At 50.4% G+C, this 11,303-nt stretch carries 13 protein-coding genes; 3 read left to right on the top strand and 10 right to left on the bottom strand.

All coding sequences use genetic code 11. The annotated features are described in order from the left end of the window. The 4 genes from ACUU1I_RS16940 to manX form a co-directional block, all read right to left on the bottom strand. Nucleotides 1-450: DUF986 family protein (locus ACUU1I_RS16940; RefSeq protein WP_449144862.1), on the bottom strand; the 450-nt coding region annotated here is incomplete at its 3' end. Nucleotides 451-504: 54 nt separating this feature from the next. Then, nucleotides 505-1,356, bottom strand: coding sequence for a PTS mannose transporter subunit IID (gene manZ, locus ACUU1I_RS16935; protein ID WP_001331209.1), 852 nt, complete (start codon nt 1,354-1,356; stop codon nt 505-507). Between the two features lie 12 nt (nt 1,357-1,368). Beyond that, nucleotides 1,369-2,169 (bottom strand): PTS mannose transporter subunit IIC, encoded by an 801-nt coding sequence (gene manY / locus ACUU1I_RS16930; RefSeq protein ID WP_000406926.1) that lies wholly within the window; start codon nt 2,167-2,169, stop codon nt 1,369-1,371. Between the two features lie 62 nt (nt 2,170-2,231). Further along, a complete protein-coding gene (gene manX / locus ACUU1I_RS16925) occupies nt 2,232-3,203 on the bottom strand; it encodes a PTS mannose transporter subunit IIAB (protein WP_000150515.1) in 972 nt (323 codons plus the stop codon). Between the two features lie 316 nt (nt 3,204-3,519). Between manX and ACUU1I_RS16920 the strand changes: the two genes are divergently transcribed. After that, the gene (locus tag ACUU1I_RS16920) at nt 3,520-3,678 is read left to right on the top strand and encodes a protein YoaL (RefSeq protein ID WP_001327808.1); all 159 of its coding nucleotides are present in this window, start codon (nt 3,520-3,522) and stop codon (nt 3,676-3,678) included. Continuing rightward, the gene (yoaE, locus tag ACUU1I_RS16915) at nt 3,666-5,216 is read left to right on the top strand and encodes a CNNM family cation transport protein YoaE (RefSeq protein WP_000394968.1); all 1,551 of its coding nucleotides are present in this window, start codon (nt 3,666-3,668) and stop codon (nt 5,214-5,216) included. Before ACUU1I_RS16920 ends, yoaE begins: the two co-directional genes overlap by 13 nt. Nucleotides 5,217-5,219: 3 nt before the next feature. On the opposite strand, the gene ACUU1I_RS16910 is transcribed toward yoaE, so the two are convergent. The 4 genes from ACUU1I_RS16910 to pabB all read right to left on the bottom strand — a co-directional run bounded on the left by ACUU1I_RS16910 (nt 5,220) and on the right by pabB (nt 10,440). After that, nucleotides 5,220-6,818: an EAL domain-containing protein gene (locus ACUU1I_RS16910; RefSeq protein WP_005068718.1), complete on the bottom strand. Its 1,599-nt coding sequence runs from the start codon at nt 6,816-6,818 to the stop codon at nt 5,220-5,222. Between the two features lie 130 nt (nt 6,819-6,948). Continuing rightward, nucleotides 6,949-8,313: an L-serine ammonia-lyase gene (gene sdaA / locus ACUU1I_RS16905; RefSeq protein WP_000624320.1), complete on the bottom strand. Its 1,365-nt coding sequence runs from the start codon at nt 8,311-8,313 to the stop codon at nt 6,949-6,951. Nucleotides 8,314-8,496: 183 nt separating this feature from the next. Then, nucleotides 8,497-9,075: a CoA pyrophosphatase gene (locus ACUU1I_RS16900; protein WP_000456726.1), complete on the bottom strand. Its 579-nt coding sequence runs from the start codon at nt 9,073-9,075 to the stop codon at nt 8,497-8,499. Nucleotides 9,076-9,078: 3 nt separating this feature from the next. Further along, the gene (gene pabB / locus ACUU1I_RS16895) at nt 9,079-10,440 is read right to left on the bottom strand and encodes an aminodeoxychorismate synthase component 1 (RefSeq protein WP_000854982.1); all 1,362 of its coding nucleotides are present in this window, start codon (nt 10,438-10,440) and stop codon (nt 9,079-9,081) included. A gap of 73 nt (nt 10,441-10,513) precedes the next feature. Between pabB and ACUU1I_RS16890 the strand changes: the two genes are divergently transcribed. Then, nucleotides 10,514-10,693 carry a YoaH family protein gene (locus tag ACUU1I_RS16890; protein WP_000457332.1) on the top strand — a complete coding sequence of 60 codons (180 nt, stop codon included), beginning with the start codon at nt 10,514-10,516 and terminating at the stop codon, nt 10,691-10,693. A 119-nt stretch (nt 10,694-10,812) separates the two neighbouring features. On the opposite strand, the gene ACUU1I_RS16885 is transcribed toward ACUU1I_RS16890, so the two are convergent. Together ACUU1I_RS16885 and ACUU1I_RS16880 are read right to left on the bottom strand one after the other, a co-directional pair. After that, entirely contained in the window at nt 10,813-11,112 is a 300-nt protein-coding gene (locus ACUU1I_RS16885) for a DUF1889 family protein (RefSeq protein WP_001111995.1), read from the bottom strand. A 112-nt stretch (nt 11,113-11,224) separates the two neighbouring features. Continuing rightward, nucleotides 11,225-11,303: IS1 family transposase (locus ACUU1I_RS16880; protein ID WP_449144863.1), on the bottom strand; the 79-nt coding region annotated here is incomplete at its 5' end.

Genomic DNA, 11,303 nt, shown 5'->3' with positions numbered 1-11,303 from the left:
TGATACGAGAAGCTTATAAATTTTTTCCAGATCGTCGATATTTCGAACGCGGATTAACAGCCGACGCTGTTCTAATTGCATCACCAACACGCCATCTTCCGACAAGTTCATCGCTTTGATTCGGCTATATTCAATCCAGACATTGGCGAAGAAAAAACCTTTTTGTTTAAAGATGATCTTCGGAATGCGGATCCAGAATATATAAAAACCCATCAGAGCCAGTGCACTTAATAACCATGTTGTTATTAGCGCGCCATGATTCGTGACGTTGTTATAGATAAGAATGACAATCAATCCGACGAAGATAACGCTATCGATGCGACCACGGCGGAGCAAAGGAATTGCCAGCAGGGTGGGGCCGTTACGGCGGGGCATGATGAACTGATCGTAGATCGCGAAGGCCAGGAGTGCGGCGATGAAAAGAATCAGTACCAGGTCCGTGATTGTCATTAATCCTCCAGATAAAAAAACGGGGCCAAAAGGCCCCGGTAGTGTACAACAGTCTTACAGTCCCAGCAGGCCGCAAGCGTAACCAGCGATACCGATGACGAAGAAGCCAACGATGATCCACAGCGGGTTAACTTTTTTGCGCAGCAGCCACATACAAGCAAATGTCAGCAGCAGTGGTACAAGGCCTGGCATTAACTGGTCAAGAATAGTTTGCACGGTGGTGACACGGGTCTGTCCATCCTGCCCGGTGATGGTCGAAACCACCAGCGGGATGTTGACATGTGTCCACTTGTTAACCAATGCCCCCATGACAAACAGGCCGAGGATAGACGCCCCTTCCGTCAGTTTTTGCAGGAAGCCACCACCCATATCTTTAACGATATCGATACCTTTGGAGTAACCATAAGCTACGCCGTAGTAACGGGTTGCCAGACGCACCAGGTTAAACAGGATGAAGAACAGCAGCGGACCTAACAGGCTGCCGCTCATCGCGATACCGGCACCCAGTGCTGCAAATACCGGACGTACGGTTCCCCAGAAGATCGGGTCGCCTACACCAGCCAGCGGCCCCATCAAACCGACTTTGATACCGTTGATAGCACCGTCATCGATCTCTGCGCCATTAGCACGCTGTTCTTCCAGCGCCAGGGTTACGCCGAGAATCGGTGCAGCCACGAACGGCTGGGTGTTAAAGAACTCCAGGTGACGGCGAATAGCTTGTTTACGAGCTTCGTTGTTCTCAGGGTAGAGGCGACGAATTGCCGGTACCATAGAGAAGCAGAAACCCAGTGCCTGCATACGTTCGAAGTTCCATGAACCCTGGAAGAGGTTAGAACGCAGGAATACGCCACGAATATCACTTTGAGTGAGTTTTTTCTCGGTGGTAGTTTGAGTTGTATCAACCATTTCGCTCACCTGTTAGTCCAGTTCGTTATCGAGATCGTTGTTACCAGCTGCCTGAGCAGGCGCACCGGCTACGCGGTTGTATTTCGGGCTAAGTTGGATGTAGAGCACTGCCATAACAGTACCAATCACACCCAGAGCAACCAGGTTAAAGTTGGTGAATGCTGCGGTTACGAAGCCGAGGTAGAAGAACGGCATCAGGTAGCCAGCACGCATCATGTTGATAACCATCGCATAACCAACCACCACGATCATGCCCCCGGCGATATTCAGACCATTGGTCACCACTTCCGGAATCGCATTCAGCATGTTCTGTACTTCGCTGGTACCAACAGACAGCGCAACGATGACGGCCGGAATAGCCACACGCATTGCTTGCAGGAACAGAGAAGAAACGTGGATCCAGGAAATCGCTGTCAGGTTGCCGTTATCAGCAGCCTTATCCGCAGCGTGCTGGAAAGCAACGGTAATAGTACGAACGATGATGGTCAGTACCTGGCCCGCAGCGGCCAGAGGGATTGCCAGTGCGATACCTGCACCAATGCTCTGATGACCTGCGATAACCAGAATGGTAGAAATGATAGAAGCCAGAGCGGCGTCAGGCGCAACTGCAGCACCGATGTTCATCCAGCCCAGCGCGATCATTTCCAGCGTACCACCGATAATAATACCGGTTTTCATATCCCCAAGAACGATACCCACCAGGGTACACGCGATTAGCGGACGGTGAAACTGAAATTCATCGAGGATTGATCCCATACCTGCGATACAGGCTACGATAAATACCAGCACAATTTGAAGAGTGGTAATCTCCATTGTACTTCTCCTGTTTACGTAAGACTTAAGTGTGAAAACTGAATGATAATCAACACAATACGTTACTTATCGATTTTGCTGATCAGATCCATCATTTTCAGTTTCGGATCGGTGGAAACCTTACGGACTTCCAGCTCAATACCGCGTGCATTCAGTTTTTTGAACGCCTCGATATCTTTTTCATCAACCGAAACCGCGTTATTCACCTGGGTTTTACCCTGACGGAATGCCATACCACCGACGTTAACAGAGGTGATTTTCACGCCGCCTTCAACGAGACGCTCTACATCTGTTGGGTTGGTAAATAACAGCATTACGCGTTCGCCAGCATATTTCGGGTTGTTGTAGACGCGAATCATTTTGGCAACATCAACTACGTGTGCTGTTACGCCCGGAGGTGCAACCTGGGTGAGCAGTGTCTTACGAACGGTATCCGCAGCCACTTCATCACTAACAACAATAATACGGGAGACATTGGTTTCTTTGGTCCAGCGGGTGGCGACCTGACCGTGAATCAGACGGTCGTCGATACGCGCAAGGCCAATAACCATGTAGTCGTTTGGCCCCATTGGTTTTGCCGGAGTTGGAGCCGCTTTTGGTGCTGCGGCAGCGGGTGCTGGCGCGGCTTTTTCAACCGGTTTGGCTTTCAGTGCTTTCACGCCTTCACGGCCTGTTTCTACTGCCAGCGCAACCAGTTCATCAAAGCTCGGGTCATCATCACGGGCCATTAACGTTTCCACGAGCATTGGAATGTTAACGCCTGCAATGACTTCATAATGCTCTTTGTCGACGACAATGCGGCTGGCAGCATTGAACGGGCTGCCTCCCCATGTATCAACGAGAAACAGCACGCCTTTAGTGGTGTCGAGTTTTGCCAACTGAGCGTTGTATTTTTCAATCAGCGTTTCGGCATTTTCACCTGGAATGAAATCGATCCAGCCGACGTTTTCCTGCTCGCCTAACAGCATTTCTGCCGTTTTAAGCAACTGCTCTGCAGCCCAACCATGTGTGCCTATAACAATAGCAATGGTCACTTGCTACCTCCTTTATTATCGTTAACACCTCAACGTGCCAGATGTATTTTTGAATCGTCGTCCACAATCGAATCGATTCAGATAAGGGCTACAACCAAAAACCCCTGCGTTTCGCGATTTATTTTAGATATCGAAAAAATTATTTTATGTGATGAAGATCCGTAATTTAACTTTCGATTATCAGAAATTTCGAAAGGTAAAATATCCTTGTCACATTCGTTTGCAAAGGAAGGTAAATCTTTGCCAAATCAGAGGCGTCTCTGATATGTTTAACTCCCGTTTAACAACCATGGAGTATAGGGCAGTAGCCCGCAGTATGGATCGTCACCGACGTCATTTCAGCATCAGGCCTTTTAACGCCTGCCTTTCTGGCACTCTATGCCGCACCTTTCGTTTGCATTTTGTCGTTACGCCTGCATTATTTCTGGCGTCGAATAGCTATTCCTTAAGCAGGAGCTTGTCATGGAATTCTTAATGGACCCCTCAATTTGGGCGGGGCTACTCACGCTTGTTGTTCTCGAAATTGTGCTGGGTATCGATAACCTGGTCTTCATCGCCATTCTTGCTGACAAACTGCCGCCAAAACAACGCGATAAAGCGCGTTTGCTGGGGTTATCACTGGCGCTGATTATGCGTCTGGGGCTGCTGTCGCTGATTTCATGGATGGTCACGCTGACCAAACCGCTATTTACCGTCATGGATTTCTCCTTCTCCGGACGCGATCTGATTATGTTGTTCGGGGGGATATTCTTGCTGTTCAAAGCAACAACCGAACTGCATGAACGGCTGGAAAACTGCGATCATGATTCCGGCCACGGTAAAGGCTACGCCAGTTTCTGGGTGGTCGTCACACAGATTGTCATCCTTGACGCCGTCTTCTCGTTGGATGCGGTAATTACTGCAGTAGGGATGGTTAACCATCTGCCGGTGATGATGGCGGCGGTAGTGATTGCGATGGCGGTTATGTTGCTGGCATCGAAACCGCTGACGCGATTCGTTAACCAGCACCCCACGGTGGTGGTGCTCTGTCTGAGCTTCCTGTTAATGATTGGTCTGAGTCTGGTGGCAGAAGGTTTCGGTTTCCACATTCCGAAAGGTTACCTGTATGCCGCGATTGGCTTCTCGATCATTATCGAAGTGTTTAACCAGATTGCGCGTCGCAACTTTATTCGTCACCAGTCGACTTTGCCGCTGCGAGCGCGTACTGCCGATGCCATCCTGCGTTTGATGGGCGGGAAACGTCAGGCCAATGTTCAGCACGATGCCGATAACCCGATGCCGATCCCGGAAGGTGCATTTGCCGAAGAAGAACGGTACATGATTAACGGCGTACTGACGCTGGCGTCGCGTTCTCTGCGCGGGATCATGACGCCGCGCGGTGAAATAAGCTGGGTTGACGCTAATCTCGGGGTCGATGAAATCCGCGAGCAACTGCTCTCTTCACCGCACAGTCTGTTCCCGGTATGTCGCGGTGAACTGGATGAAATCATCGGTATCGTACGTGCTAAAGAACTGCTGGTGGCGCTGGAAGAGGGCGTTGATGTGGCGGCGATTGCTTCGGCGTCTCCGGCGATTATCGTCCCGGAAACCCTCGATCCGATCAACCTGCTGGGCGTGCTGCGTCGCGCTCGCGGGAGCTTTGTTATCGTGACCAACGAGTTTGGTGTGGTACAAGGCTTGGTCACGCCGCTGGATGTGCTGGAAGCCATTGCGGGTGAATTCCCGGACGCTGACGAAACGCCGGAAATCATTACCGATGGTAACGGCTGGCTGGTAAAAGGCGGTACAGATTTGCATGCCTTGCAGCAGGCGCTTGATGTTGAGCACCTTGCCGATGACGATGATATCGCGACGGTCGCGGGCCTCGTGATCTCGGCAAATGGTCACATTCCCCGTGTGGGCGATGTGATTGATGTAGGGCCACTGCATATCACCATCCTTGAAGCCAATGATTATCGTGTTGATCTGGTTCGCATTGTTAAAGAGCAACCGGCGCACGATGAAGATGAGTAAGCGTTAACGTAACGACATAATGGGCGTGATATGTCCATTATGCCGGGCGGGCGGCGGTTGGCTGCCCGCCAGCCATTTGGGAAAATCACGTAGCGGCATCGGCTGTGCGTACAAATACCCTTGCAAAATATGCACGCCATGACGGCGCAAATACTTCGCCTGTTCTTGCGTTTCCACGCCCTCCGCCACCAGTTCAATATTCAGTCTTTGCCCCAGCGCGATGATGATATCGGTCACCGTCGAGTTAACCGCGTCAGAACCTATAGCTGCGGTAAATGACTTATCAATTTTCAGCACGTCAGGACGTAATGTTTCAAGCCAGGAAAACGAGCTGTTGCCGGTGCCGAAGTCATCAATCGCCAGTTTGACGTTTTTACGATGCAGCTCGCGGGCAATCCGATAATCAACATCCAGTAAGGCATCGCGTTCGGTGATTTCGAGGATCAGTTGCTGAATCGGGTGAGCGCTAAACCAGTACTGATTGAGATCTTTTATCAGCACACCACGGCGAAAATGGCTGGGTGCGACGTTAATGCCAACATGAAACTGACTACTCATCGGGAAAACATGGCGCTGACGAATGGTTTCTGCCATCACATAGCGGGTCAGTGGCACAATTAAATGATGTTCTTCCGCGATAGGAATAAACACATCCGGTGAAATCCAGCCCTGACGCGGATTATTCCAGCGCAGCAAAATCTCTACACCAATACATTGCTGGCTGCGCGCATTAAGCAAAGGCTGACAGAACAATTCGAACTCATGTTGCGCCAGGCCCAGATTAATTTCGCGGGAAAAGCTCATCCGGTAAGCGGTCGCCAGCCAGGCGATATAGCCCACCAGTAAACTTAGCAGCACCGCCAGCGGTAATTGTGTTGGAAGATAGTGCCATGCCAGCGCCGTAGCCCCCGGACCATTTACGTTAATGGTAAAAGGAAAGCTTTGCGAAGAAACCTGATAGTTTTCATTGTCTTCAGGTTGCGGAAGGGAATCTACCAGCCCATTACCATAGAGCAAATGCCGTTTGTCCACCGTCAGGCTGGCGCTACTGATTTGCGGCAGTTGTGGCTCAAGGAGCATTGCCGTCAGTAAGTCGATGTTAATCATCTCTATGACCCCAGCATTGCTACTGCCTGCTGCAGGCGTCCATTGAATCAAAACCGGACTGCCTTTAATCAGGGCACGGTCGATCGTCAGGCGTAAAAGTGGTTGCGGTGCAGGAAGTTCAGCCAGAATGTCCACGACGGGCACATTGCGATAACCAAAAATGCTGGAGCAATAAAGTGTGCCGTCTTGCACCAGGCCAATGGATCGCACAGTTTGGAGTTTTGCCGCCTGTTTACGTAATGGCAAATGGGCGACAGAGCAGGGCAGACCAATCAGCGGAAGCAAGACTTCGCTACCTGCCTGTAGGGGAAGCAGTACTTTATCTAATTCCTCTACAGCGTGATTGGCGAATTGTACTACCCGTTGTTGATTTAAGTTACGCTGTGAAATAAATCGCACGCTCAGGGTCGAAGCGAGCGTAACGAGTGCGCAAATCGTACAAACAATCATTCGATTACGGCGATAGGTTTTAATGATCCGCTGTGCTTTTTGCATGCGGGCCACCCTGTAAGCGTATGGCGACAAACGCCTGACGCAACAGTGGAAGTGTAGTGGGGAATATTACAGCAGACGAGAAAGCGGGTATAAATTCGCCCATCCGTTGCAGATGGGCGAGTAAGAAGTATTAGTCACACTGGACTTTGATTGCCAGACCACCGCGTGAGGTTTCGCGGTATTTGGCGTTCATGTCCTTACCGGTTTCGTACATCGTTTCGATGACCTTATCCAGCGAGACGCGCGGTGCACTGGTGCGGCGCAGAGCCATCCGTGCGGCGTTAATCGCCTTCACAGAGGCAATGGCATTACGCTCAATGCACGGCACCTGAACCTGCCCTGCAACCGGGTCGCAGGTTAAACCAAGGTTGTGTTCCATGCCAATTTCCGCCGCCACGCAAACCTGTTCCGGGCTACCGCCCAGCAGTTCTGCAAGACCCGCAGCAGCCATTGAACAGGCAACACCCACTTCGCCCTGGCAACCAACTTCCGCACCGGAAATAGAGGCGTTCATTTTATACAATGCACCAATCGCGCCCGCTGCCATAAAGTAACGGGTATAGATGTCTGGGCTGACCGATTCAATAAAGTGGTCATAGTAAGCCAGCACTGCCGGAACGATACCGCAGGCACCGTTGGTTGGCGCAGTTACCACACGACCACCGGCGGCGTTTTCTTCGTTAACTGCCAGCGCAAACATGTTTACCCAGTCAATGACATTCATCGGATCGTTAGACAGTTTATCGCTGGAAACTAACATCCGGCGCAGGGCAGACGCACGACGTGGCACGCGCAGCGGGCCTGGCAGTACACCTTCGGTGTTCATCCCGCGATCGATACATGCCTGCATGGTTTGCCAGACATGCGCGAAATACTCGTCGATCTCTTTCTTGCTGTGCAGCGCCAGTTCGTTCTGCATAGCGAGACCAGACAGCGAATAGCCGGTTTCATTACAGTACGCGAGCAGTTCGGTGGCAGATTTGAACGGATACGGCACGCTCACTTCGTTGGCAGCATCCTGACCAAAGTGTTCTTCATCGACGATAAAACCGCCGCCGATGGAATAATAAGTTTTGCTGTAGACGACTTCATCGCCGTTATAGGCGTGGATTTGCATACCGTTTTCATGCAGCGGCAGGTTGCCGTTATGAAAACGCATCCCGTTGTCGCGCGGGAAATCCACTTCATGCCGTCCCTGTGCCAGCAGCAGACGTTCGCGCTCTTTTACGTCGCGAATAAAACCGGGAATACTGTCGATATCCACGGTGGCAGGTTCGTTACCTGCAAGACCCATAATAATGGCGATATCGGTGTGGTGGCCTTTACCCGTCAGCGACAGTGAACCATAAACGTCCACGGCAACGCGAGTAACGCTATCCAGTAAGCCTTTTTCGACCAGATTATCGACGAACTGTTTACCCGCCTTCATAGGCCCTACGGTATGGGAAGATGAGGGACCAATCCCCACCTTAAACATGTCGAATAGACTAATCACGATAATACTCCTGACAAGGTGACTGGACTTCCAGTAACGAACTAATAACAGCGCATAGTGTAAGAGGGAACGCGGCGACTGGCTTAACTATTCACATGAATTAAACTAATCAAAAACCGCGATTTAACTAATATTGCGATGATTGTCTCAAGTAGTGTTTTGTAGATGTAAAGATAAGTATAGTCAGGGGTTCACACCAATTTGCAGCGCCAGCTCACGAATTATGCCTGCGGTCATTCCCCATACAAAATACTGTTCGTACCAGGACAGCCATACCCGATGTGAATCGCCACGGCGGTAGATATCTAAAGGGTGATAACGACCCAGATGTAATGCCTGGGCGAGCGGCATTTCAAACACCGCCGAGACTTCATCTTCACTGGCGCGATACGGCAGATCGGGCGGGATAATGCCGACCACTGGGGTTACCTGATAGCCAGTTACGCTATCGACGGGCGGCAGCACGCCGATAACTTCAACGGCGGAAGGCGGTATAGCGACCTCTTCTTCAGCTTCGCGCAGCGCGGCGGCGATAACTGATGCGTCCGTGTCATCGACTGCACCTCCAGGGAATGCCACTTGTCCAGCGTGTTTACGCAGATGAATTGAACGCTGAGTCAGCAACAACCCCGGTTGTGGTCGACGGACGATGGGGATTAACACGGCAGCCTGACGATGATTTAGGGTTTCCCGGTTAATTTGCGGGCGCAAAAGTTGAAAGCGAGATAAAAAATCATCAAGCGTCAGGCTACGGTATTCCACGTTTTACTTCTCCAGTTGGCGTAATATCTTATTAACTTTATCAAAAGTTTCCTGATATTCCGCTTCTTCCTGGCTATCGGCGACAATTCCACCGCCCGCAGAGCAGTATATTTGTCCGTTAATGGCAGTCAGCGTGCGGATAGTAATGCTGGTATCCATGTTGCCGCAAAAGCTCAAATAGCCAATGCTGCCGCACCAGGCATTACGTCGCTGCGGTTCCAGTTCGTCGATAATTTCCATAGCCCGTACTTTCGGAGCCCCGGTTATTGAGCCACCAGGAAAAGCTGCGCGCAGCAGATCGCTGGCGTGTAACTGTTCTGGTAGTCGCGCCGTTATAGTGCTGACCAGATGATGCACGGCAGGGAAGGGTTCCACCACGAAGAGCTCTGGTACTTTTACCGAACCGGCTACGGCAACACGACCGATATCATTACGCATTAAATCGACAATCATCAGATTTTCGGCACGATCTTTCGCTGAGTTCGCCAGTTTTTCTGCTTGTTTGCTATCTTCCTGAGGATCGGGCAGGCGTGGTAGCGTGCCTTTAATCGGGCGGGTCTGGATTTCACTATTATCACAAAGAATAAACCGCTCTGGCGAAAGGCTTAAAATTGCACCCTGTTCAAGACGTAAAAAAGCGCTAAATGGCGCGCGGTTGGCCTGATTAAGCTGAAGGAATGCCTGCCATTCATCGCCAGAATAGGTCGCATGAAAACGCTGGGCGAGATTCACCTGATAGCAATCACCGCTGTGCAGATATTCCTGTACCTGGCGAAATTTTTCGCCGTACTGCTCGTGGGTCATATTGGATTGCCAGTCGGAAGTGAGCGTGAAATCTTCCTGCGGCGAGAATTGCTGGCTTTCCAGCCAGGCCCGACGGGCATTGACATCATTATGACTCAGCAAAGAAACTGTATGACGCTGGTGGTCGACAATGAGCGCCCAATCGTAGATACCCACTGCCATATCCGGCAGAACGATATCTTGTTCCGCAATTTCTGGCAGTGACTCAAAACGGCGGCCCAGATCGTAGCCAAACAACCCCAGTGCGCCGCCCTGAAATGGCAAATCTTCGTTATGCGTTGGGCGAATGTCTGCGCGATCCAGCACCTGCTGGAGCACCTGTAGCGGGTCATCAGTGGTCGTTGTGCGTTTTTCGCTTTCACTAACAACGGTTTCTTTACCTAAAGTGGTTAAAGTGCAAATCGGATCGGCGACCACAATATCAAAGCGGCTATACGGATGATCGGCATAGCCGGAGTGTAAAAGCATCGCCCACGGCAGGTGGCTTAAGCGGGAGAAATAAAATTCAGCGGCGTCCTGACGCCAGGGTAAAGTAATCACAGCGGGAGATAACGTCTTCATCAGTCCTGACTCTACTGGCTATGTGCCGGGTAGCATGAAATAATTAGCGCCAACAATTTAGCAGGAGTTAACAATGTTTGCAGGTTTACCTTCACTCACCCATGAACAGCAGCAAAAAGCTGTCGAGCGGATCCAGGAACTGATGGCACAAGGGATGAGTAGCGGCCAGGCAATCGCGCTGGTGGCAGAAGAGCTGCGTGCCAACCACTCCGGCGAGCTAATCGTGGCGCGTTTTGAGGATGAAGACGAGTAACACACTAATCCGTATCGATTTCGTTATAGAAGCCGATGATCATTTGATTGTGAGAAAAAGGACGCTTTTTATATGTGATTAAAAGCGTCCTGACCCATTTATGCTGATATAAATTTAACTCAGACCAGTGCTTTTAGTTCTTCCTGCATATATGTTGAAAAGTATTCAGGATTTTTAATCACAGAGCGTTCACCTGTCTCCATTTTTTTTGCCCATCCAACCATTTTTTCCGTGAACCCAGGGTTCCAGCCTTCCTGGTCAGCTCGCGCCGTAATATCAGCGGCACTCGCGGGTACTCCCAGTTCTTTTAAATATTTAAAGATTCCCTTCGCCGTGCTTTCATTCATCGAACTTGGTGTTGGCGCTGATACATCCATGGCACCAATGAAATCCAGGGCTTTATCTATTACAGCAGGCATATTCTTATCCTTAAAATTAACCATGTTATCGATAAGGCTATATATGACCTTAATTTGCATCTAATATCAAAGGGATTATAACGATATGGCACGAGTTGGTAATGACTCCAACTTACTGATAGTGTTTTATGTTCAGATAATGCCCGATGACCTTGTCATGCAGCTCCACCGATTTTGAGAACGACAGTGGC

This window comes from Shigella sp. SIG3, from assembly GCF_053555855.1.
The sequence above is the reverse complement of the archived record's forward strand: the minus strand, read 5'-3'. Positions and strand labels throughout refer to the sequence as shown.

What these genes read in the sequence shown, in the direction of transcription:
- manZ (WP_001331209.1), bottom strand. Translation starts at nt 1,356, where the DNA reads ATGGTTGATACAACTCAAACTACCACCGAGAAAAAACTCACTCAAAGT.
- manY (WP_000406926.1), bottom strand. Translation starts at nt 2,169, where the DNA reads ATGGAGATTACCACTCTTCAAATTGTGCTGGTATTTATCGTAGCCTGT.
- ACUU1I_RS16920 (WP_001327808.1), top strand. Translation starts at nt 3,520, where the DNA reads ATGGATCGTCACCGACGTCATTTCAGCATCAGGCCTTTTAACGCCTGC.
- yoaE (WP_000394968.1), top strand. Translation starts at nt 3,666, where the DNA reads ATGGAATTCTTAATGGACCCCTCAATTTGGGCGGGGCTACTCACGCTT.
- ACUU1I_RS16910 (WP_005068718.1), bottom strand. Translation starts at nt 6,818, where the DNA reads ATGCAAAAAGCACAGCGGATCATTAAAACCTATCGCCGTAATCGAATG.
- pabB (WP_000854982.1), bottom strand. Translation starts at nt 10,440, where the DNA reads ATGAAGACGTTATCTCCCGCTGTGATTACTTTACCCTGGCGTCAGGAC.
- ACUU1I_RS16890 (WP_000457332.1), top strand. Translation starts at nt 10,514, where the DNA reads ATGTTTGCAGGTTTACCTTCACTCACCCATGAACAGCAGCAAAAAGCT.
- ACUU1I_RS16885 (WP_001111995.1), bottom strand. Translation starts at nt 11,112, where the DNA reads ATGCCTGCTGTAATAGATAAAGCCCTGGATTTCATTGGTGCCATGGAT.